This is a genomic window from Mycobacterium sp. NPDC050853 (assembly GCF_040653875.1).
Taxonomy (GTDB): Bacteria; Actinomycetota; Actinomycetes; order Mycobacteriales; family Mycobacteriaceae; genus Mycobacterium.
Genome location: NZ_JBFAGW010000001.1, coordinates 1,550,869 through 1,573,446, shown reverse-complemented (window position 1 = coordinate 1,573,446; position 22,578 = coordinate 1,550,869). Strand labels below are relative to the sequence as shown.

The following is a 22,578-nucleotide window of genomic DNA, read 5'->3' as shown; positions in this document are numbered from 1 at the left end:
CGAAGTGGCTGATCGGCGACTATTCACTGAGGAGTGCGATGCCTGATCTCTTTGACCCGCTGCACGGGTCGATCAACTCCGGGCACCTGCTGGTTGCTGCCCTGAAAAAGAACGCGAGCGTGCCCGCGCTGGTACTCGGGGATGTGACCCTCACCGGCGCCCAGATGGCCGATGAGATCAGCAGGTACATCCAGGCTTTCACTTCACTGGTGCCCGATCCGACTGACGGTCAAGGCATGCTGGCGCTCAACCGCCCCGAGGTGTTATTGGTGATCGGGGCCGGGCAGCTGCTGGGCACCCGACGCACCGCGCTGCACCCGCTCGGGTCCCTCGATGACCATGCCTATGTGCTGGCCGATGCCAAGATCACCACGATCGTCATCGACCCGACGCCGCAGTTCGTGGAGCGTGCCGCCGCATTGGTGGAGAAGGTGCCGACGCTGACCCGTGTGCTGACGCTCGGGCCCGTTCCGGCGGAACTGGCCGGGGTGGGGCACGACTTGGTTGCCGTGGCTGCGGGCTTTGCGGCGAAGCCGCTGGTGCCGATCAACCTGTCACCCGAACACATCAACGGGCTCACCTACACGGGTGGGACGACAGGTAAGCCCAAGGGCGTCATCGGAACCTCGCAGTCGATTCTCACCATGACGCAGATCCAGCTGGCCGAGTGGGAGTGGCCTGAGCGCCCCAAATTCCTGATGTGCACCCCGCTTTCACATGCCGGGGCCGCGTTCTTCATGCCGACCCTGATGAAGGGTGGGTCGATGGTGGTGGTGCCGAAGTTCGATGCGGGTGCCGTCCTGCAGGCGATCGAAGAGCACAAGATCACCGCCACCATGCTGGTGCCCTCGATGATCTACGCGCTGATGGACCATCCGGATTCACACACCCGCGACCTGTCCTCGCTGCAGACCGTCTACTACGGCGCCTCGGCCATCAACCCGGTGCGGCTGGCGGAGGCCATCGAGCGTTTCGGACCGATCTTCGCGCAGTACTTCGGCCAGTCCGAGGCGCCCATGGTGATCAGCTACCTGGCCAAGGGCGATCACGATGTCAAGCGGCTCTCCAGCTGCGGCAGGCCCTCGGCATTCCTGCGCACCGCGCTGCTCGGCGAGAACGACCAGCCGGTGAAGCAGGGTGAGCCCGGCGAGATCTGTGTGGCGGGGCCCTTGGTGGCAGGCGGCTATTGGGAACTGCCCGAGCAGACGGCCGACACCTTCAAGAACGGCTGGCTGCGCACCGGCGATATCGCGCGCGAGGACGAGGACGGCTTCTGGTTCATCGTCGACCGGACCAAGGACATGATCGTCACCGGTGGTTTCAACGTCTTCCCGCGCGAGGTGGAGGACGTTGTCGCCGAACATCCGTCGGTCGCGCAGGTCGGGGTCATCGGGGTGCCCGACGAGAAGTGGGGTGAAGCGGTGACGGCGATCGTGGTGCTGCGCGCCGATGCCGACCGTAGCGGTGGCGCGGTCTCCAAGATGACGTCCGAGATTCAGGCCGCGGTGAAGGATCGCAAGGGCTCGGTGCAGTCGCCCAAGCATGTGATCGTCGCCGAGTCGCTGCCGTTGACCGCGCTGGGAAAGCTGGACAAGAAGGCCCTGCGTCAGAAGTACGCGGCGGTCTAGCTTCCCTCCGCTCCCGAGAGAAGGTTCCGCGCGCTGGAGTGAATGAACTCGCGAAGCCATGGTGCGGGCTCGCCCTTATCGGGTAGATGCCGGCGTATCGCGGCATACGGCATGTCGATCAGTGTGAACACCATCTTGTCGAGCAGCTCGTGAGTCACCGCCTCGAAGCGACGTTCGGCGTACTCGCGTAATGCCTTTCGCACCCGAGAGTTCAGCGACGTGAGCTCGGCTGCGAGGGTATCGGGCCAGTGGGCGACCAGATCGGCCTTCTCGTACTGGAGTAGCAGCAGTGCCTCGTTGCGGTTCTGCTGGGTCCAGTCGAAGGCGTGATTGATCGTCGCCGCCAGTGCGTCGTCGGGGTCGGGCATCGCGAGCGCAGCAAGTATCCCGTCCTGGTAGCGCGTGATGGACCGCAGCCAGAGGCGGGCCACGAGCTCATCCCGGCTGGCGAACCGGTGGTACACCGAACCTGAGGGTGCGCCCAGGACCTTCCCGACGGCGGCCGCGGTGGCAGCCGACGGCCCACCCGAAGCCACCAAGCTCAGGGCCGCATCGAGGATGTCGTCCGCGGTGTACTGCGGCTTACGCCCCACTGCGCCGGACCATGCTCGTGCCCTGGGCGACCGCGACCAGCTTGGTGTGCCCGTCGTGATCCTCGACGGAGATCTCGCAGCGGCCGAGCGCCTTGGTGCGACCCGAGCTCACCAGGGATGCGTCGGCGAGCAGACGCAGACCGTCGCGCGCGGGGGCCACGTACTCAATGGTGTATCCGCTGGTCACGATGTCCCCGCCCAGGCCAAGGGCGCAGGCGTAGGTGATCGCGTTATCGGCGAGGTAACTCAGCACCCCGCCGTGAATGAACCCGCTCTGCTGCCGCAGCTCGTCGCGGATGTCGAGCGAGAGCTGAATTCCGGACTCATCGAGCCGGCTGATGGAGGCGCCCAGGAGGCGACTGAATGGCTGCGCATCGAGCACCTGTCGGGCCTGGTCCAGGGTGATCACAATATTAGAGAGTAGTCGCTAATAATTGCACGAGCCAGCGTGCATATGATGAAGATGCAGCTGGTCTGCTGGTATCGGTTTCGGCCGATGCCAGCATCGAGTGAAGCGCCGCCCAACAGGGCTGTTCGGCACGAGAGGGAACCCGGTGAGAATCCGGGACTGTCCCGCAGCGGTATGCAGGAACGAACGCCGTCTTAAGCACTGGGGAAGCACTAAGGAAGCCCCGGGAAGCGACGGCCCGTAGGAAAACCTGAGCCCGGGTAACGCCTGTAAGTCCGAAGACCTGCCAGCCGTGCCGGGTGCGCCGCACCCGGCGGATCATCGCTTCGCGGAATGGGCGTATGACCGAATCGGTTTCACCGAACAGATATCTGTTGCGGTGGGCCCGTGCTCGGTTCTTTCGTCCCCTGGCGGTGGCCACCCCGCTGTTGATGAAGGACTAGAAATGACGGATCAACCATCTGCGGCTTTTACCGCAACCACGCTCGGTTCGGCGCGCATCGGCCCACGCCGTGAGCTCAAACGGGCTACCGAAAGCTACTGGGCCGGACGCACCAGCCGCGAAGAGCTCGAGAAGATCGCAGCCGGGCTGCGGCGCGACAACTGGGCCGCACTCGCCGCCGCCGGTCTCGATTCCGTGCCGGTCAACACGTTCTCCTATTACGACCAGGTACTCGACACCGCGGTGCTGCTAGGCGCATTGCCGCCCCGTGTCGCGGGCATCGCAGACGACCTCGATCGGTACTTCGCCGCCGCGCGCGGCAATGACGAGGTGACACCGCTGGAAATGACGAAGTGGTTCGACACCAACTACCACTACCTGGTGCCGGAGATCGGGCCCGACACCCGATTCGAGCTGAACCCCGCCAAGTTGTTCAGCGAGCTGAAAGAGGCTCAGGCGCTGGGTATTCCGGCACGTCCGGTAGTTGTTGGGCCGATCACCTTCCTCGCGCTGAGCAAGGCCGTCGATGGTGCCGCCGCGACCATCGAGCGTCTCGATGAGGTGGTGTCGCTGTACGAGCAGCTGCTGGTGCAGCTTGCCGAGGCCGGGGTCACCTGGGTTCAGATCGACGAGCCGGTGCTCGTCACCGACATCCTGCCGAACGGCCCGGAACTGGCCGAGCGGGTGTATGGCCGCCTCGGTACGGTTGCCGATCGCCCCGCGATCTTGGTGGCCACCTACTTCGGTGACCTCGGGGCGGCCCTGCCCGCCCTGGCCCGCACACCGATCGAGGCGATCGGCGTCGACCTGGTCTACGGGTCGGCGGCGGGTGTGGCATCGGTTCCGGAACTCGCTGGAAAGACCGTTGTGGCAGGCGTTGTCGACGGCCGAAACATCTGGCGCACCAATCTCGAGTCGGCGCTGGGCACACTGGCGACGCTGCTGGGATCAGCGGGTGCGGTAGCAGTTTCTACATCGTGCTCGACGCTGCATGTGCCGTACTCGCTAGAGCCGGAGACCGAACTCGATGACCAGCTGCGCAGCTGGTTGGCCTTCGCCGAGGAGAAGGTCAAGGAAGTCGTCGTGCTGGCGCGGGCACTGAGCGAGGGGCGCGACGCTGTTGCCGCGGAGTTCGCGGCATCGAACGCTGCCGTCGAGTCACGCAAGACGGACCCGCGCCTGAACAACGGACAGATCCGTGCGCGGCTGGATTCGATTCTGGCGGATGGTGTTTCACGCGGCGATGCCGCAGAGCGCCGGCGTAGCCAGGGCGAGCGGCTGAAGCTTCCCGAGCTGCCGACCACCACCATCGGGTCGTTCCCGCAGACCACGGAAATCCGGGTGGCGCGCGCGGCATTGACCAAGGGCGAGATCGACGAGGCGGAGTACGTACGGCGCATGCGCGGCGAGGTTGCCGATGTCATTGCGCTGCAGGAGAAGCTGGGCCTGGACGTGCTGGTGCACGGCGAGCCGGAACGCAATGACATGGTGCAGTACTTCGCCGAGCAGCTCGACGGCTTCTTCGCCACCCAGAACGGTTGGGTCCAGTCGTATGGCAGCCGCTGCGTACGCCCGCCGATCCTGTACGGCGATGTGGCACGGCAGAACCCGATGACTGTTGAGTGGGCAACCTACGCACAGTCGCTGACCGCCAAGTATGTCAAGGGCATGCTGACCGGGCCGGTGACGATCCTGGCGTGGTCCTTCGTCCGCGACGATCAGCCGTTGGCGGACACCGCGAATCAGATCGCCCTGGCGATTCGGGACGAGACGGTGGACCTGCAGGGCGCCGGAATCGCCATCATCCAGGTGGACGAGCCTGCGCTGCGCGAGCTGCTGCCGTTGCGCACGGCGGACAAGCCCGCATACCTGGACTGGGCAGTCGGCGCGTTCCGGCTTTCCACCTCGGGCGTGTCCGACGCGACACAGATCCACACGCACCTGTGCTACTCGGAGTTCGGCGAGGTGATCGGTGCGATTGCCGACCTAGACGCCGACGTCACCTCGATCGAGGCCGCCCGCTCGCATATGGAGGTGCTCGACGATCTCAATGCGATCGGATTCTCCAACAGCGTCGGCCCGGGCGTGTACGACATCCACTCGCCCCGGGTTCCGACCAGCGAGGAGATGACGGCTTCGCTCCGCGAGGCACTGAAGGCCGTTCCAGCCCAGCGCCTTTGGGTGAACCCGGACTGCGGTTTAAAGACCCGCAAGGTTGACGAGGTGACTGCCTCGCTGGCCAACCTGGTGGCCGCCGCTGTCGAGGCGCGGTCCGGCGTCTAGATCTCGATTGCTGCGACCAGTCCCCCGCAGGAGCCCCCTGCGGGGGACTGGTCGCGTGCGAGATTTATTGGTGTATAAACCATTAGCGAGCCAAATCGGAGGTACCTGGTGTCGATGAATACCGTTGCATTGGAACTGGTGCCGCCCAACGTCGATGGCGGCCTCGGCAAGGCGTCGGAAGAGCTGCGGAAACTGTCCAGTTTCTCGGCGGAGTTCGGCATTGACGGGCGCATCGACCACGTGATGATCCCCTCGATGATCCTCGAGGACGCCGATCGACCGCTCGAGATGAAGCCGAAGCTGGATGTCGCCGACTATTGGTCGATCATCCGATCAGAGCTACCCACAATGCGGGGACTGTGCACACAGGTCACTTCCTTTTCGGATGAGACGTCGTTACGGAGCCGACTTGCAGGCCTGACGGAAGCCGGGATAGACGGCGTGATTTTCGTCGGTGTGCCGCGGACCATGAGCGACGGCGAAGGGTCGGGTATTCCACCGACCGATGCGTTGTCGAAGTTCGACGACATCATCGAGAACAGGGGAGTGATTCTGATTCCCACCCGCAGCGGGGAACAGGGTCGCTTTTCGTTCAAATGCGATAAAGGCGCCACCTTCGCGATGACCCAACTGCTGTATTCCGATGCGGTGGTTGGCTTCCTACAAGAGTTCACGCGGACGAGCGACCACCGGCCGGAGGTTCTGCTTTCGTTCGGTTTCGTCCCGAAGTTGGAGTCGAAGGTCGGACTCATTGATTGGCTGATCCAGGATCCCGGCAATGAAGCCGTCGCGCGCGAACAGGCCTTCGTCAAGTCGCTGGCTGCCTGCGAACCTGATGCCAGACGGCCACAGCTCGTCGACCTTTACAAACGTGTCATCGACGGGGTCGCAGACCTCGGCTTCCCCTTAAGCGTGCACTTCGAAGCACCGTACGGTCTTGCCAGGCCGGCCTTCGAAACATTCTCAGAGATGCTGGGGTACTGGTCACCAGCGCTCTAAGCGCTGTGGAAGCGGTGCGGTGGCGTGGAATTCCGTTGACCGTGATCGAGTCCGTGATCGAGACTCGTCGTATGGAACCCGTTGAGTTGCGGACAGAACGGCTGTTGTTGCGCCTCGTCACCGCGGCCGACGAGGCCGCCCTCGCACAGGCATGCAGCGATCCGCTGATCGCGCGATACGTCCCGGTGCCTTCGCCATACACCTCGCAGGACGCGCAGCGGTTCGTTGCGGCATCCGCCGCCGGGTGGGCCGGCGATGTGCAGTACGGTCTCGGTTTCTACCTGGCGGACTCGGGATTGTTGGCCGGAACTTGTGTGCTCAAGTGTGTGGAGCGCGGGGTTGTGGACCTTGGCTATTGGGCAGCCCCGGCTCACCGGCGTAGGGGACTCACGGTCGAGGCGGCGAGACGACTGTGCCAGTGGGGTTTTGACGAGCTGGATATCCACCGTATCGAGTGGTGGGCCGTCGTCGGGAACACCGGCTCACGCGCCGTCGCGGAGTCAATGGGTTTCCAGGTTGAGGGGCTGCTGCGCCGACGGGCGTATCAGGCTGGGGAACCGGCCGATTGGTGGGTAGGCGGATTACTGTCGCGGCCCGAGTGACGGGTATTGACGCAGGGCGTGGTGCTGGCTAACCTTGCGCTCGGTACACCGGGTCCGGAGCGTTCGTGCTCCGTCCGTCTAACACCCGGTGCTTTGAGTGATCAATACGGTTCCCGATCGGAACGAATCTCTTGTATACCTAGGTATTTCAAATTGGGAGTATCAATGTTGCGGTAGGACTCCCGAGATAGGTCAGGCTGTCGATTGGCAGGTCTGCGCCTACCCCGCAGAGAATGGCTACCTACTGGCGTCGGCGGCGGCGGTCGACTGGGACCAGGACCGCGAGATTATTCGGTTTCCCTACGGGTGTGCGAGTTGGGATCCAACACGCGGAGATCCCGCGAATGGTCTGGTAATCCTCTGGGCTACTTGACATGAGAGCCAAAGCTGGCCCCGTCTGCTTGGCGTTGTAGAGGAACTGTACGACGTGTCGGCCACCACGTATCTAGACGAGTCTGGTTGCGTGAACCATCGGCCAACGTCGTTTCAGTACCGACCCGTTGAACTTGCTACGAGATGGCCCGATGAGCCGCCAATGGGCGAGATCGGGCACCGAGTGACCACGGGATCCGTTGTGGGGCTGCGCATAACCTCGTTGGTTGAGCCAACCGAAGGTGACGTTGAGACGCTGCGCGACGAACGGGACCGTGGCCGAAGAGCGCTGCGCATACTTGGGCCGCCGGAAGCGTTTGGCGCAGTGATCCCGTCGGAGGGTGATCGAGTGTCGGTCGATCTCGCAGACCCTCGGCTGAGCTTGGACGATATACGCGGCTACAGTGGCGTGGTCGCCGGAACAGCGGGGCAGGTGAGTAGACCTGTACATTTTCCGCAGGGCTACACCATGTTTGAGAATGTCGACCGGAGCGGGAGCAGTCCCGACGAGTTGTTCATCCAATTGCTCTGCGACAGGATGCCGGACTAGCCGAATCGAGTGTGCGGTTTACGTCGATTATCGGCGAGATTTCGACGTAGACCGCACACTCGGCGGTCAAACTTACGACGCCAGGGAGCGTTGCGGCTTCCCTGAGTACTCGCTCAGCGGTCGGATCAAAGCATTCGCTGCGGCCTGCTCCATGATGTGCGCGGTCCAGCCCGTGATCCGGCTCATCACGAAGATCGGTGTGAAGCAGGGGATATCGAAGCCCATCAGGTAGTAGGCAGGCCCGGTCGGGAAGTCCAGATTGGGCTTGATGCCCGTCGCCGCGTCCATCTCGGATTCCAGCACCTTGTAGATCTCTAGCCACTTGCGCCCGTCACGAACCCGGGCCACGTCCTCAAGTGCGGCACGCATCGTAGGTACCCGTGAGTCGCCGTTCTTGTACACGCGATGCCCGAAGCCCATGACCTTCTCTTTGCGGGACCGCTTACCTTCCAACCAATCTGCAGCCTTGGCGGCGTCACCGATCTCGATCATGTCGTGCATGACGGCCTCATTGGCGCCACCATGCAGGGAGCCCTTGAGTGCACCGATCGCCGCGGTGACCGCACTGTAGATATCGGACTGTGTCGAGGTCACCACGCGAGCGGCGAAGGTCGAGGCGTTGAAGCTGTGCTCGGCATACAGGATCATCGACTGTTCGAACGCCGTGACGATCACCGGGTCCGGCACCTCGCCAAAGCACATCCGTAGGAAGTTCGCCGAGTAGCCGAGGTGGCTGTGTGGCTGAATCGGGTCCAGTCCGCGCCGCCGGCGCATATCGGCGGCGACGATGGTCGGCAGCACGGCGAACATGCGGAGCGACTTGGCGTAGTTGGCATCTGGTGTGCTGTCGTCCTCCGACGGATCCTCGGCACCCAGGACACTGATGGCGGTACGCACCACGTCCATCGGATGGCAGGTCTCGGGCAACTTGGCCAGCAGAGACATCAACGAACGGTCTAGTCGACGTTGCGCGCGCTCCCGTTGGGAGAACAGGCCCAACTCTCCCTCGTTGGGCAGCTCGCCGTGCCACAGCAGGTAGGCAACCTGCTCAAAGCTGCACTTGGCGGCCAGATCCTGTACCGGATATCCCCGGTACGTGAGCGAGTTGGTCTCGGGCACCACCTTTGAGATGGCGGTGGTGTCCACCACGACACCGGCAAGTCCCTTGTGAATGGTCGGGGTTGCGGTAGTCATCGGGCTCCTCCTCCATTGAGGCTGAAATTGAAGATCTCGGTGTCGAATTGGTTGTATTCGGAATAGCGGAGCAGTTCGTACAGGCGGCTGCGGTGCTGCATTTGGTTCAGCAAGCCCGACTGTGTTCCGGCCGTATCGATTTCACGTAGCCCCTGCTCGACCGCGAACATTGCCAGCCGCAGGGTGGTGACGGGATAGATGACGACGTTGTACCCGACCTCGCGGAGCTGCTCGGCGGTCACCAGTTCGGACTTTCCGAACTCGGTCATGTTGGCGAGCAGCGGAACGTCGACTGCGGCACGGAAGGTCTCGAACTGACCGATATCGTTGAGGGCCTCCGTGAAGATGAGATCCGCACCCGCATCGGCATAGGCCTTGGCGCGCTCGATCGCCGCGGGCAACCCCTCGATACCCGCAGCATCGGTGCGGGCGCAGATCACGAAATTGGGGTCGCGGCGGGCCGAAACCGCAGCCCGTAGCCGCCGGACCATCTCGGGGGTTTCAACGACCGCCTTGCCGTCAAGATGCCCGCACCGCTTCGGATTTACCTGATCCTCAAAATGGCAGCCGGACAGCCCGGCGTCTTCGAGCACGGTAACCGTGCGGGCGGCACTCATCGGCTCGCCGAAACCGGTGTCGGCGTCGATCAGTGTTGGCAGGTCGGTCATCGAGGCGATCTGCCTGCCACGTCCCGATACCTCGGTGAGTGTCGTCAATCCGATATCGGGCAGTGCCAGATCGGCAGACAGCACCGCCCCCGACACATACACACCTTCGAAGCCGATTTCCTGAATCAGCTTGGCCACCAGCGGAGAAAACGCGCCCGGAAAGCGCAGCAGTTCACCGGAGGTCAGGCCCTGACGGAACGCGGCGCGCTTGGTCGCCGCATCCGTGGCAGAGGCAAGGAGTGAGCTCACTTGAAGATGCCCTCCGGAGTGGTGGGTGCCTTATCGAGGACCACGGCATCCACGAGCGGGTTGAGCGCACCGAGCGATCCGGCCTTCAGGTCGATCAATCCCTGTGCCACGGAAAGGAATCGATCCTGCTCATGCTGCTCGATGACACCGTCGGACAACCCGGTGAACTTGTTGATGTAGTTCTCCCGGGCGAACGGGCGTGCCCCAAGCGGGTGCGCATCGGCGATCGCGAGTTCATCGGTGATCACCTCGCCGTTCTTAAGCGTCACCACGGCCTTGCAGCCGAAAGCCTTTTCGTCCGGGTTGGCCGAGTGGTAACGCCGGGTCCACTCGGGATCCTCGACGGTGCTGATCTTGCGCCACAGCTCGATGGTCTCGGGGCGGTGCGCGCGCTCTGGGGCGTACGACCGCTCGTGATGCCAGGTGCCGTCCTCCAGCGCGACGGCGAAGATGTACATGACCGAGTGGTCGAGTGTCTCGCGAGAAGCGTCCGGGTCGAACTTCTGCGGATCATTGGAACCGGTACCGATCACCACGTGTGTGTGGTGGCTCGTGTGCAGCACGATCGTCGCGATCTGCTCCAGATCTCCGATCCGGTCGCGCAACCTACGGGCCAAGTCAATGGGTGCCTGGCTCTGATACTCGGCCGAATGCTCCTTGGTGTAACTGTCCAGGATCGCGCGCTTTTCCTCACCGGGACCGGGCAGCGGCACCTCGTAGACACGCTCCGGACCGCCGAGCATCCAGGCGATGACGCCGTCCTCACCTTCCCAGATCGGGGAGGGTGCGCCTTCACCGCGCATGGCGCGATCGACGGCCTCGATGGCGACCTTGCCGGCCCACGCCGGGGCGTAGGCCTTCCAGCTGGAGATGAGTCCCTTGCGTGACTGTCGAGTCGCCGTGGTCAGGTGCAGGGCTTGACCGATGGCCTGATAGATCGTCTCGGTGTCGAGCTTCAGCATGGTGCCCAGACCGGCGGCCACCGAGGGCCCGAGGTGTGCGACGTGGTCAATCTTGTGCTCGTGCAGACAGATTCCGCGGGTGAGGTTGATCTGGGTCTCGTATGCGGTGGCCAGACCGCGAATGAGGTCGTTGCCGCCGATGCCGAGCTGCTGGGCCACGGCCACCAATGGCGGAATGTTGTCTCCGGGGTGTGAGTAGTCGGCGGCGAGGAAGGTGTCGTGGAAGTCCAGCTCACGCACGGCGACGCCATTAGCCCAGGCAGCCCACTCGGCCGAGTAGCCACCGCTGACGCCGAAGACGTTCGCACCTCGCCCACCGGAAGACACCGCATGCGCCTGCGCTTGGCGGCGCGCGACTGTGACGGGACGACGGATGACCGAGGCGGCGCTGACGGCGGCGTTGTCGATAATCCGGTTGATGACCATCGCCTCGGTATCGGCGGGAACGGCGACGGGATCGGAAGCGACTTCGGCGATCTTCCAGGCGAGGTGTTGGTCGCGGGGGAAGTCATCGGCGCTGCGGCGGGTGTGTACGGAGTGAACGTCCATGATCCGCACGTTACGCAGGCTTTCGAAGGATCAAAAGACCATGTAAATGCGTATTTCTGTATCCTTAGTTCGTACATCTTGCAAACATTGCGAATATGTAGAGGGTTATCCTCACCTCATGTCCAGACCGTTCGCCGGAGCGCGGTTGCGGAGGTTGCGCGAGGAGCGTGGCCTGACGCAAGCGGCGCTCGCGCGTGTCCTGGACTTATCGACCAGCTATGTGAATCAGCTGGAGAACGATGCGCGTCCGGTGACGGTTGCGGTACTGCTGCGGCTCACCGAACGGTTCGACTTGTCGCCGCACTACTTCTCGCCGGACTCCGACGCCCGGCTGGTCGCGGATCTTGGCGAGATCTTCACCGAGGCGGCGGTGGGCGAGATCAGCGATCTACAGCTCGAAGAACTTGTCGCCCGGATGCCCTCGGTCGGTCAAACGCTGGTTGGCATGCACCGCAGGCTGCGGGATGTCACTGCGGAGCTGGAGAGCTACCGAGCCACCGAGAACGCGGCCACAACCGGCGAATCGATACGAGAACCACTGCGTCCCATGCCGTTCGAGGAAGTCCGCGACCTCTTCTACGACCACAAAAACTATCTGGGTGAGCTCGACACCGCCGCCGAGGATTTGTTCGAGCATTACGGGCTGCACATCGGTGGGCTCGACGTCCAGCTGGCGGCGGTGCTCAAGCAGGACCACGGCATCGCCGTCACTGTGGATAAGGCTGGGGCACTATCAGATTCGGCGAAGCGTCGTTTCGACCAGGAGACCGGGGTGCTGCGCATCGCGCACTGGCTCACCCCCGGTCAGCGGGCCTTCCAGATGGCGACCCAGCTGGCACTGCTGACACAGACGGAGACAATGGCGGCGATCCTCTCTGGCGCCGAGCAACTGAGCCCGGAGGCGGTTGGCGTTGCCCGTATCGGGTTGGCCAACTACTTCGCGGGCGCATTTCTGTTGCCGTACAAACAGTTCCATCACGAAGCCGAAGCAGTACGCTATGACATCGACCTGCTGGCCCGCCGCTACGAAGTGGGGTTCGAGACGGTGTGTCACCGGCTGTCCACGCTTCAGCGGCCCTCGAGCCGCGGGGTGCCGTTCATCCTGGTCCGCACCGATCAGGCCGGCAACATCTCGAAGAGACAGTCAGCCACGGCATTTCACTTCTCTCGGGTTGGCGGAAACTGCCCGCTGTGGGTGATTCACAACGCCTTTTCGCAACCCGGTCAGTTCGTGACACAGGTCGCCGAGATGCCAGACGGTCGCCTGTACTTTTGGATTGCCCGGACGACGACGACGGCGACGGGTGGATTTCTCAGCACACCAAAATCATTCGCGATCGGTCTGGGATGCGATATCGCCCACGCGAATCGTCTCGTGTACTCGACTGGAATCGCGATTGACGATCCGTCGACCGCCGTGCCGATCGGACCAGGGTGCAAGGTATGCGTGCGCGAATCGTGCACCCAGCGAGCGTTTCCCTACATTGGCCGCAGCGTCCACGTCGACGAGGATGCCAGCAGCCGCCTCCCTTACACCTGATCGTTGTGCCGCAGCACCGTTGGCGCGGCGGCGATCAGTGCGACCAGCTGGATCACCCCGACCACCGCGATGAGCATGGGAATCGATACTCCGTACAGGTAACCCGTCAGTGCCCCGCCGATCGCGGTCGCCGTACCGAGCACGGCCGCGTACACCCCGTAGGCGGTGGCCCGGCGAGCCGACGGGACGAGATCTGCGACCACGGCACGCAGGGTGGATTCCTGAATCCCGACGGCGGTGCCCCACAACAGCGCACCGAGCACGATGCCCGGCAACGAGTCTGTGAACGCCAGCATCGGCACAATAGCCCCGATAATGGGTAACACGACAAGGGTTTTGGGTCCGATCCGGTCGTATGTCCAGCCGGAGAAGAGGGCCGACACGGCGGCGGCGGCCATGGCGACGGCGTACACCAACGGCACCCTGGCGGGCGCGAGCACGCCTTGCTGAACCATATGGAAGGACAGCACGCCAAAGGTCGCGAACCCGGAAACGGTGATTCCGGAGAATCCCGCATACAGCCAAAACCTCACCGGAAGTTCGAGTTTCTGACGCACGGCCGGTGCGCCGTGCACATGCCCGGCGTCCTCATATCGCTCGGGATGAGGTACCCGTCTACGCAACCAGAACAGCAGGGCAAGTGCCGCGGCGCCCGGAATGGCCAGCACGGCGAACGTCGGCAGATAGTTCCCTTGAGTGACGGTGAGCATGCCGGCCACCACGAGTGGGCCGGTGACGGCGCCGACTTGGTCCATGGCTTCGTGTACCGCGAAACCCTTGCCGCGACCGGTGACTGAGGTGGCGTGGGATAGCAGGGTGTCCTTGGCAGGGCTGCGCACCGCCTTGCCCACGCGTTCGGCGATGACCAGAGTGGCGGCCACCCACAGCACGCTGGCCATCCCCAGGAACGGGACCGTGATCACGGTCAGCGCGTAACCGGCGATGGTCCACGACCAGAACATGCGGGTGCGGTCCGTGAGGGGGCCCGATACCAGTCGCAGCGCCAGGGCGGCGGCCTCACCTATTCCCGTCACCACCCCGACGACGAAGGCAGTAGCCCCGAGCGATGCCAGCAGTGGTCCGGTGATGGAGCGGGCGCCCTCATAGACGATATCGGCGAACATGCTGATGACGCCGAAGGTGGTGATGAAGCGCCAAGCTGAAAGACGTTGTGGCACAGTCTGTGAATCTAGCCGATCCACTGTTTTACTTGCTCGGCGATCCATCCGCCGTCGTCGAGGGGAATGTCGTGTCCGGCGGTGGGATGGACTGCAATGGGTGCGTCAAACCGTTTGGCGATCGTGCGTGATGCCGAGGAACTCACGAGCCGATCGTGAGTCGAGGTCAGGACCAGCAGCGGAGTGTCGATGTGGGTCGGCATCCGGAAGGTGACGGCGGCGGTGATCTGGCGGCCGATGCTGGCGCTCGACGGTCGCTGGGTCTGCAGGTACCCCGCCCACCTCTGTGAGAGTGCATCGAGATCAAGATCGCTGTTGTTGGCGGTCTGTGCCAGGATCGCGCGCTCGCGAGGCACGTCGGCGCGGAATCGTCCGAGTATCAGGTTAGGTATCGACGATGGGCGGAACCGCTGCCATATCGGAGTGGAGGCGGTGCTCGAATTGATGATCACTGCGCGCTCGAATTCTCCGGGATAGCGCGCGCACCAATCGAGTCCGATCATGCCGCCGAGAGATATCGAGAGCAGCGACCAATCGTCGTTCCCGCGGTCGAGACGGGACCGGATGTCGTCGGTGATCGACGAGATACTTGCGGGCGAGGTGCGGTCGAACTCGGTGCCGAACCCCGGCGCATCCAGGCAGTCCACCTGAACACCAAGCGATTCGGCGAAGATCTGCGGGAACTGTTCCCAGTGGCGCTTCTCGCGGCTCAGGCCGCGTAGTAGCAGCCACCGTGTCATCGTTTGATGCCTACCGTGATCCAGTCAACGGTGATGAACGGCGGTGTGACGGGACGGTTGACCGGGCGTTGCAGTGCCACGTCAAATCCCGCACCCTCAAACAGCGCCCGCATTTCCACGGGGGTGGGCATGTTGGCGGGTACACGGTTGAGCAGCAGATTGTGCAACCCGGGTAGGCGTCGCTGACTAGGGCTTAGCGTGGCGACAGCCGCGAAGCCGCTGGGTGCAAGCACCCGGTGGAATTCTGCTAGCGCGGCAGGCTGGTCGAAGAAGTGGAATGCAGACGTCGACAGCACGGCGTCCAACGCCCCATCATCGAAGGGAAGATGTTCGGCCGGAGCAGTCAACCATTCGACGCGTCCGGAGCGGGCCTTTGCCTGCGCCAGCATGCCTTCGGACATGTCCACGCCGTACACTTTCTCCGGTGCCAGCTGGTCTGCGATCCGGGAGGCAAGAATGCCTGTGCCGCAAGCTATGTCCACAATCTGCCGCGAGCCGTGCTCGCGGAGCTGATTGATCATCTCGTCCTGCGGGGGGCTGTACACCCATTGCTGGAGCGGGCCCCAGTCGTAGGCCTTGGCGGCCAGACTCCAGAACCGGGTGACGTAATCGTTGAAAGCTCGCCGTTGAACCGCGGATGAGCCGCTTGCGCGAAGACCAGCAGGGGTGGATGAGCCGCTCGGGCGAAGACCATCAGCTGTCGTCATGGGCACAACGTACGCGAGCGGTGGTTGCGCTGCCAGAGGTGCACTCCGGCTTGGTGCTCAGCCACCGGAGATGGTGACCCTATTCGGGTAGAAGGCCAGATGGCGGGCAATCTGGGCGACCGCCGGGTAGGGGTCCTCGTAGGTCCAGACGGCGTCCTCGATGGTCCCGTCGGGTGTGTGCACCGAATAGTACGAGGCCTCGCCCTTGTACGGGCAGTAGGTATGGGTATCGGTGGGCTGCAGTACCTCCCAGTTCACCGCGTCGGGTGGGACGTAGTACACGGGCGGGTAGGTGGCCTCCTGCAGCCGCAGGGCATTGGTTGTGTCGGCGATAGTGACGTCGCCGGACGTGACCACGATGTGACTGGTGGAGGGCTCGATGTGGATCGGATGGTCCGGGCCGGGAACCAAATGCGGCCTGTCGGGGGAGGACATGTTTCCGAGAGTAGGCCTCTTTCAGAGGCAGCCGGCGGCCTTGTGTCACGGGTCGTAGATCCCAGCTCCGATCGGCTGTACCCCTTCAGTTTCTAGCCGACGCAAGGCCCGAGAGCGCTATGGTCTGCCACATGGCCGACCGAACTGACCCTGACGAGCTGTTCGGCATTGACGCGCTGCTCAGCGACGAGGAACGCGCGATCCGTGACAGCGTGCGTGCGCTGGTCAACGCACGCGTGGTGCCGAACGTCCAGCGGTGGTACGAGCACGGCGACTTACCGGTACGGAAGCTGGCGTTGGAGCTCGGCAAGATCGGTGTGCTCGGCATGCACCTGCAGGGTTATGGATGCTCCGGAACATCCTCTGTCGCATATGGACTGGCGTGCATGGAGCTGGAGGCGGGTGACTCGGGTATCCGTTCGTTGGTCAGCGTGCAGGGATCGTTGGCTATGTACGCCATCTACGCCTACGGCAGTGACGCGCAGAAACAGAAGTGGCTGCCCCGGATGGCGACGGGGGAGGAGCTGGGTTGTTTCGGTCTGACCGAACCCGATTTCGGGTCCGATCCCGGTGGAATGCGCACCTATGCCCGACGCGAGGGCACCGACTGGATCATCAGCGGCACCAAGATGTGGATTACCAACGGATCGATAGCCGACGTCGCGGTTATCTGGGCGCAGACCGATGACGGAGTTCGTGGCTTCTTGGTGTCGACGGATTCGGCGGGATTCAACGCCCAGACCATCCGCTCCAAGATGTCGTTGCGTGCGTCGGTGACAGCCGAGCTCATTCTCAGCGACGTTCGAGTACCGGAGAAGAACCGGCTGCCTCAGGCGATCGGGCTCAAGGCTCCGCTGTCGTGCCTTAACGAGGCGCGCTTCGGCATCATCTTCGGGTCGATGGGCGCGGCGCGCGAATGCCTGCGTACCGCACTCGATTACGCGCAGACCAGGGAACAGTTCGATCGCCCGATCGCGGGATTCCAGCTGACCCAGGAGAAGCTCGCGAATATGGCGCTCGAATACGGCAAGGGTGTGCTGCTGGCATTACATCTCGGTCGCCGCAAGGACGCGGGGACGCTCATCACCCCGCAGGTCAGCCTGGGCAAGCTCAACAATGTGCGCGAGGCTATCGAGATCGCCAGAACGGCCCGGACAATCCTTGGCGCCAATGGGATTTCGGGTGAGTATCCGGTGATGAGGCATGCCAACAACTTGGAGTCTGTATTGACCTACGAGGGGACCAGCGAGATGCACACGTTGGTGATCGGTCAGGCACTTACCGGAATCGCGGCATTCCGGTAGCGCCCTAACGCCGACACGCCGCCTAGTGGCGGAATCGTGCGATACGAATCCGCCGCTAGACGGCGTGTCGGGAAGAGCGTGCGGTTAGTACTTGCCGAAGGCGGTCGCCACATTGTGGCCGCCGAAGCCGAACGAGTTGTTCACGGCGTACTTGTAGTCGCCCTTACGGGGCTCCTTGCTGACGATGTCGAGTTCAATCTCAGGGTCAGGCGTTTCGTAGTTGAGGGTGGGAGGAATAACGCCCTCCATCAACGATTTCACCGTGATGATGGCCTCGACGGCACCGACAGCACCGACGGAGTGCCCGAGCGCCCCCTTGGGCGCGTAGACCGCGGCATGCTGCAGACCGGCGTGCCGGATGGCATTGGCCTCGGCCACGTCGCCGACGCTGGTCGCGGTGGCATGCGCATTGATGTGGTCGATGTCCTTGGGGTCCAGGCCGGCGGTCTCCAGGGCCCGGGTCATGGCGCGCGCCGCACCGAGGCCTTCCGGGTGCGGGGCCACCACGTGGTACCCGTCCGAGGTGATGCCCGCGCCCAGGAGGCGGGCGTAGATCCGCGCTCCACGGGCCTTCGCATGCTCTTCGGTCTCGATGACCATGAGCGCCGCGCCCTCGCCGAACACGAAGCCGGTGCGGTTCTTGTCGAACGGCCGCGATGCCCCAGCGGGGTTGTCGTTATTGGTCGAGAGCACGATGCGCATATTCGCGAATGCCGCGATCGGCACGGCCTCGATGACTGCCTCGACACCGCCGCAGATGGCGATATCGGCGTCGCCATACGCGATCTGACGCCAGGCGTGCGCGATGCCCTCGTTACCCGAGGCGCAGGCCGATACGGGCGTGATCACGCCGCCGCGCGCGTGGCGTTCCAGGCCGATGACAGCTGCGGGGCCGTTTGGCATGAACATCTGAACCGCCAGGGGCGAAACGACTTTGGTGCCATTGATGCGCATCGCGTCATAGGCCTCCATCATTTTCTCGGCCCCGCCGAGGCCGGTGCCAACCGAAACCGCCAGGCGTTCTAGATCGACGTCGGGAGCGCCGGCGTCCTCCCACACCTGACGACCGAGGAACGCCGCCAGGCGCTGCACATAGGACAGGCGACGATGCTCGATCTTCGTCATGTCCTTGTCGAAGTCGCGGACCTTGAGGTGCCCGCCGATACGCACCGGCAGGTTGTATTGGGCGACGAAATCGTCCTCGAGGGTGCGGATACCGCTCTCTCCATTGAGCAATCCCTGCCAGGTGCCCTCGATATCGGGCGCTATCGAGGTCGTCATGGCCATGCCGGTCACGACGATGCTCGGGAAGCCGCCGTTTGCGGTAGATGGTTTGTTCATTGTCTATATCCCCCCATGGACATGTCCGTGGCGACCACGCGCTATCCCCTTTCGAACTCATCGATGAGCTATCTGCTAGATGGAATTTTAATGAGCTGCCTGCTAGCGAACTCAGCCAGGGTGGGTCACGAGGTGGATTCAGACATGAACCCTATGCGAAATTTGTGTAGGAACTGCACGAATTGGCCAGGTGTGTCCTGGCGGTTGACTTCTCATCGTATGGCGCGTCCGATGGAGTGGGCAAATGAAGAAAGGGTCTAGTTACCTGGGCCCGACCAGGGTGAATGTGACCCGTCGCACAATGCCCGCCACAGCGGGAGATCTGTAGCATTGCTCACTACTGGGTCTAGTTTGCCTTGAGATAGGAGCGGCATGCGGGTTGATGGGGACACGTGGGACATCACCTCCAGCGTGGGTGCGACTGCTCTCGGAGTAGCCGCCGCACGCGCCACCGAAACACTGCGCCCCGACGCGCTGATCAGCGATCCGTTCGCGCGGATCCTCGTCGACGCGACCGGTAAGTCGACGGGTTGGGAACAGCTGGCGGCGGGTGACGTCGACTGGCCGGATCCCGAGGCCGGCCGGATCTACGGCCGGATGGTCGATTACCAGGCCACCCGCACCAACTTCTTCGACGCCTACTTCCTTGCCGCGACCGCCGCGGGTATCCGGCAGGTCGTCATCCTGGCCTCCGGGCTGGACTCCCGCGCATACCGCCTCGACTGGCCGACCGGCACCACCGTGTACGAGATCGATCAGCCCCAAGTTCTCGAATTCAAGGCCGCTGCGCTCGCCGGCTATCAGCCGACGGCGCAGCGACGCGGTGTGGCCATCGACCTGCGCGAGGACTGGCCGGCCGCGCTGCGTGATGCCGGGTTCGATTCCGCGCAGCCGACCGCATGGCTTGCCGAGGGCCTGCTGCCGTATCTGCCAGCCGATGCGCAAGACAGCCTCTTCGTCAACGTCGGAGCGTTGAGCGCGCAGGGCAGCCGCATTGCCGTGGAGGGATATCACGGCAAGCTGGTCATGGACGAGAGCGAGGAAGAGGCCGCCCGCCGTGAACAGGTGCGCGCCGCCTTCAAGACCGCCGTCGATGTCGACGTCAAGATCGAAAACCTTGTCTACGAGGACGAGAACCGGGCCGATCCCGCCGAATGGCTTGGGGCGCAAGGATGGTCGGTGACCAAGACCGACGCACACGACGAGATGGCGCGGCTGGGACGGCCGGTACCCGAGGACATCGAGCACGGGACATTCCGCGGCCAGCTGATCCAGGGAGAACTCCGGTGACCGACAGGACCGCACGCACCGAAGACGACAGCTGGGACATCGCAAGCAGCGTGGGCGCCACCGCGGTAATGGTGGCCGCAGCCCGTGCGGCCGAAACTCGCAGCGACACACCGCTGATCGACGACCCGTTTGCGCACCTTCTCGTCGAACGCGCGGGGGCTGGGGCCTGGTCGGTGATCGCGAGCGATGATCTGCGGCAGCAGCTCGCCGGGCTTGACCCAGATGCCGACCGCATCATGCAGTACGCGGTGGACTACCAGGCAGTGCGCACTCGATTCTTCGACGGATTCTTTGAGCGGACAGCCCACGCGGGAATCACTCAGGTGGTGATCCTTGCTGCCGGCCTGGATTCTCGTGCTTATCGGCTGGATTGGCCGGTCGGCACCACCGTGTACGAGATCGACCAGCCGCTGGTGCTGCAGTACAAGCGAGAGACGCTTGACGAGCACGATGTGCGGCCGGCTTGTCTCAGGCGGGAGGTGCCGGTCGACCTGAGGCAGGACTGGCCGGCGGCATTGCAGCAGGAGGGATTCGATGTCGCATCGCCCACCGCATGGCTGGCCGAGGGGCTCCTCATGTATCTGCCGACCGAGGCACAGGACCGGCTCTTCGAACTGATCGTGGGCCAGAGCGCGCCGGGCAGTCGGATCGCCGTCGAGGCCGTGGGGCCGGACAACGCCAAGAGGCAAGAGTTTCGCAGCAGGATGGGTGAACACTTCGACCGGGCTCGCAAGCTGGCGGGAATCGACGGAGAGTCACTCGATGTCGGGTCGCTGATGTACCACGACGAAAACCGCACCGATGTCCCGCAGTGGCTCGCCGGCCGCGGGTGGACGGTGCGGGCGATACCCGCCGAGGTGGAGATGGTTGATGCGGGCCGGTCGGCCTATCTCGAGGAGGACCTGCGCGGGAACACCCTGATCGAGGCCGAGCTCAAGGGCTAGCGCCAATGTCACGCGTTCCGCCAGGTGGCGTCGGCGTCTGGGGTGCGGGGGTTCTCAGGCCCCAACCGGTTGGTTACCATCGGTGATACAGCTCACTAAGCTGCCATCGTTAGTCCGTGTGTATGTGCGTGGCCTGCGGCGATGTGCTTGACGATGAGCGTGCAATCGAGAGGAACGGATATGACCACCGAGATCTCTACGCCCGCCGAGCAGGACGCTGCGCCCGAGCCCTCGCGCATTCCGGACATCGTCCGGGGCCTGCGGGAAACATTCGCGACCGGTCGGACCCGCGATTACCACTGGCGCAAGGCTCAGTTGGTCGGCCTGGAGCGACTCTTCTCCGAGAACGAGGCCGTCATCGCCACCGCGTTGCACGAGGATTTGGGTCGCTCCTCGGCCGAAGCCTGGATCGCCGATGTTGTCGGGTCGGTCGTCGAGGTCGTCTATGCCCGCAAGAACCTCCGACGCTGGATGCGACGCAGGCGGGTGCGGGGTCTTCCGCTCGCCCAGCTGCCGGCCAAGGCATGGTCGGTACCCGAGCCGTACGGCACGGTGCTGGTCATCGGTGCGTGGAACTTCCCGCTGTACCTGACGCTCGGGCCTGTGGTCGGCGCGCTGGCTGCGGGCAATACGGTGGCCATCAAGCCATCGGAGATCGCGCCCGCCTCGTCGGCGTTGATGGCCAAACTGATTCCGCAGTACCTCGACCCGCATGCAGTGGCGGTTGTCGAGGGAGACGGCTCGGTGACGCAGGAACTGCTCGCCCAGGGTTTTGACAAGGCACTGTTCACCGGTGGCGCCGAGATCGGCAAGCGCATCCTGGAAGGTGCGGCGCAACACCTGACACCGGTCGCGTTGGAACTGGGGGGCAAGTCACCCGTCTACGTGGCCGCCGATGCCAACATCGAGGTGGCCGCTCGCCGCATCGGATACATGAAGGGCCTCAACTCCGGTCAGGTGTGTCTGGCCCCCGACTACGTATTGGTCGACCCGGCGGTTCGCGATGAGTTGGTCGAGAAGATCACGGCTGCGTGGGCGGAGTTCCAGGCCGATAAGGAGTCCAAGGGACTGCGGATAGTCAACCAGCGCCAGTTCGATCGCTTGGTGGGTTACCTAGCCGCGACCGAAGGAGAGGTTGCCACCGGCGGTGGCACCGATGCTTCTGCGCTCACCATCGAGCCGACGATCGTGGTGGATCCGAGTGCGGATGAGCCGCTTATGCAGAACGAGATCTTCGGGCCGATCCTTCCTGTGCTGACGGCCGACTCCTTGAGTGACGCCATCGACTTCATCAACTCGCGGCCAAAGCCACTGGCTGCCTACGCCTTTACTGAGTCCAAGCAGGTCGGTAACCGATTCATCGACGACGTGCCGGCCGGCGGCACGGTGATCAACCACCTGCTCTACCACGCTGTCATCCCGAAACTGCCCTTTGGCGGTGTCGGTGCCAGCGGCATGGGCTCCTACCACGGCAAGGCCGGCTTCGACGAGTTCAGCCACCTCAAATCAACTCTGTACAAGAGCACCAAGATGGACCTCAAGCTGCCGTACCCGCCGTACCTGGAGAAGAACCTGAAGTTGATGAAAAAGCTTATGTAG

General features: G+C 63.7%; 19 protein-coding genes, 1 pseudogene and 1 riboswitch. Of the genes and pseudogenes, 10 read left to right on the top strand and 10 right to left on the bottom strand.

What is annotated here, in order from left to right; translation table 11 throughout:
* Nucleotides 1-38 precede the first annotated feature (38 nt).
* On the top strand, nucleotides 39-1,628 hold the full coding sequence (gene fadD8, locus AB0H22_RS07735; RefSeq protein ID WP_358145811.1) for a fatty-acid--CoA ligase FadD8: 1,590 nt from the start codon (nucleotides 39-41) through the stop codon (nucleotides 1,626-1,628).
* Here the strand turns inward: fadD8 and AB0H22_RS07730 are convergent.
* Together AB0H22_RS07730 and AB0H22_RS07725 are read right to left on the bottom strand one after the other, a co-directional pair.
* A complete protein-coding gene (locus tag AB0H22_RS07730; protein WP_358145809.1) occupies nucleotides 1,625-2,221 on the bottom strand; it encodes a TetR/AcrR family transcriptional regulator in 597 nt (198 codons plus the stop codon). The genes fadD8 and AB0H22_RS07730 overlap by 4 nt on opposite strands.
* Complete coding sequence (locus AB0H22_RS07725; RefSeq protein ID WP_358145807.1) at nucleotides 2,211-2,630, bottom strand: PaaI family thioesterase; 420 nt, start codon at nucleotides 2,628-2,630, stop codon at nucleotides 2,211-2,213. Before AB0H22_RS07725 ends, AB0H22_RS07730 begins: the two co-directional genes overlap by 11 nt.
* Nucleotides 2,631-2,698: 68 nt before the next feature.
* Nucleotides 2,699-2,936: riboswitch (cobalamin riboswitch) on the top strand.
* 139 nt (nucleotides 2,937-3,075) lie between these two features.
* Between AB0H22_RS07725 and metE the strand changes: the two genes are divergently transcribed.
* The 4 genes and pseudogenes from metE to AB0H22_RS07705 all read left to right on the top strand — a co-directional run bounded on the left by metE (nucleotide 3,076) and on the right by AB0H22_RS07705 (nucleotide 7,878).
* A complete protein-coding gene (metE, locus tag AB0H22_RS07720) occupies nucleotides 3,076-5,355 on the top strand; it encodes a 5-methyltetrahydropteroyltriglutamate--homocysteine S-methyltransferase (RefSeq protein ID WP_358145805.1) in 2,280 nt (759 codons plus the stop codon).
* 108 nt (nucleotides 5,356-5,463) lie between these two features.
* Nucleotides 5,464-6,354, top strand: coding sequence for a mycobacterial-type methylenetetrahydrofolate reductase (locus AB0H22_RS07715; protein ID WP_358145803.1), 891 nt, complete (start codon nucleotides 5,464-5,466; stop codon nucleotides 6,352-6,354).
* A 71-nt stretch (nucleotides 6,355-6,425) separates the two neighbouring features.
* Nucleotides 6,426-6,956 carry a GNAT family protein gene (locus tag AB0H22_RS07710; protein ID WP_358145801.1) on the top strand — a complete coding sequence of 177 codons (531 nt, stop codon included), beginning with the start codon at nucleotides 6,426-6,428 and terminating at the stop codon, nucleotides 6,954-6,956.
* Between the two features lie 97 nt (nucleotides 6,957-7,053).
* A pseudogene (locus tag AB0H22_RS07705) lies at nucleotides 7,054-7,878 on the top strand (DUF6578 domain-containing protein).
* 72 nt (nucleotides 7,879-7,950) lie between these two features.
* Here AB0H22_RS07705 and AB0H22_RS07700 read toward each other — a convergent pair.
* The 3 genes from AB0H22_RS07700 to prpD are packed head-to-tail and all read right to left on the bottom strand — an operon-like array spanning nucleotide 7,951 to nucleotide 11,500.
* Nucleotides 7,951-9,072, bottom strand: a complete 1,122-nt coding sequence (locus AB0H22_RS07700) for a bifunctional 2-methylcitrate synthase/citrate synthase (protein ID WP_358145799.1) — start codon at nucleotides 9,070-9,072, stop codon at nucleotides 7,951-7,953.
* A complete protein-coding gene (gene prpB, locus AB0H22_RS07695; RefSeq protein WP_180749379.1) occupies nucleotides 9,069-9,989 on the bottom strand; it encodes a methylisocitrate lyase in 921 nt (306 codons plus the stop codon). The genes AB0H22_RS07700 and prpB overlap by 4 nt, the downstream gene beginning before the upstream one ends.
* Complete coding sequence (gene prpD / locus AB0H22_RS07690; RefSeq protein WP_358145797.1) at nucleotides 9,986-11,500, bottom strand: 2-methylcitrate dehydratase PrpD; 1,515 nt, start codon at nucleotides 11,498-11,500, stop codon at nucleotides 9,986-9,988. Before prpD ends, prpB begins: the two co-directional genes overlap by 4 nt.
* A gap of 118 nt (nucleotides 11,501-11,618) precedes the next feature.
* Between prpD and AB0H22_RS07685 the strand changes: the two genes are divergently transcribed.
* Complete coding sequence (locus AB0H22_RS07685; protein WP_180749377.1) at nucleotides 11,619-13,040, top strand: short-chain fatty acyl-CoA regulator family protein; 1,422 nt, start codon at nucleotides 11,619-11,621, stop codon at nucleotides 13,038-13,040.
* Here AB0H22_RS07685 and AB0H22_RS07680 read toward each other — a convergent pair.
* Genes AB0H22_RS07680 through AB0H22_RS07665 form a run of 4 tightly spaced genes read right to left on the bottom strand, consistent with a single transcriptional unit; the run spans nucleotide 13,031 to nucleotide 16,100 of the window.
* A complete protein-coding gene (locus AB0H22_RS07680; RefSeq protein WP_358145794.1) occupies nucleotides 13,031-14,266 on the bottom strand; it encodes an MFS transporter in 1,236 nt (411 codons plus the stop codon). The two genes, AB0H22_RS07685 and AB0H22_RS07680, sit on opposite strands and share 10 nt — an antisense overlap.
* Entirely contained in the window at nucleotides 14,230-14,958 is a 729-nt protein-coding gene (locus AB0H22_RS07675) for an alpha/beta hydrolase (protein ID WP_358145792.1), read from the bottom strand. Before AB0H22_RS07675 ends, AB0H22_RS07680 begins: the two co-directional genes overlap by 37 nt.
* A complete protein-coding gene (locus tag AB0H22_RS07670) occupies nucleotides 14,955-15,665 on the bottom strand; it encodes a class I SAM-dependent methyltransferase (protein WP_180749374.1) in 711 nt (236 codons plus the stop codon). The genes AB0H22_RS07675 and AB0H22_RS07670 overlap by 4 nt, the downstream gene beginning before the upstream one ends.
* Nucleotides 15,666-15,722: 57 nt before the next feature.
* The gene (locus AB0H22_RS07665; protein ID WP_180749373.1) at nucleotides 15,723-16,100 is read right to left on the bottom strand and encodes a DUF427 domain-containing protein; all 378 of its coding nucleotides are present in this window, start codon (nucleotides 16,098-16,100) and stop codon (nucleotides 15,723-15,725) included.
* Nucleotides 16,101-16,231: 131 nt separating this feature from the next.
* Between AB0H22_RS07665 and AB0H22_RS07660 the strand changes: the two genes are divergently transcribed.
* Nucleotides 16,232-17,404 carry an acyl-CoA dehydrogenase family protein gene (locus tag AB0H22_RS07660; protein ID WP_180749372.1) on the top strand — a complete coding sequence of 391 codons (1,173 nt, stop codon included), beginning with the start codon at nucleotides 16,232-16,234 and terminating at the stop codon, nucleotides 17,402-17,404.
* Between the two features lie 84 nt (nucleotides 17,405-17,488).
* On the opposite strand, the gene AB0H22_RS07655 is transcribed toward AB0H22_RS07660, so the two are convergent.
* A complete protein-coding gene (locus tag AB0H22_RS07655) occupies nucleotides 17,489-18,745 on the bottom strand; it encodes a KasA/KasB family beta-ketoacyl-ACP synthase (protein ID WP_180749371.1) in 1,257 nt (418 codons plus the stop codon).
* Between the two features lie 372 nt (nucleotides 18,746-19,117).
* On the opposite strand from AB0H22_RS07655, the gene AB0H22_RS07650 reads away from it, so the two are divergent.
* From AB0H22_RS07650 to AB0H22_RS07640, 3 genes are all read left to right on the top strand, one after another.
* Entirely contained in the window at nucleotides 19,118-20,035 is a 918-nt protein-coding gene (locus AB0H22_RS07650) for a class I SAM-dependent methyltransferase (protein WP_180749370.1), read from the top strand.
* Complete coding sequence (locus AB0H22_RS07645) at nucleotides 20,032-20,979, top strand: SAM-dependent methyltransferase (protein WP_180749369.1); 948 nt, start codon at nucleotides 20,032-20,034, stop codon at nucleotides 20,977-20,979. Before AB0H22_RS07650 ends, AB0H22_RS07645 begins: the two co-directional genes overlap by 4 nt.
* A gap of 180 nt (nucleotides 20,980-21,159) precedes the next feature.
* Entirely contained in the window at nucleotides 21,160-22,578 is a 1,419-nt protein-coding gene (locus tag AB0H22_RS07640) for an aldehyde dehydrogenase family protein (protein WP_180749368.1), read from the top strand.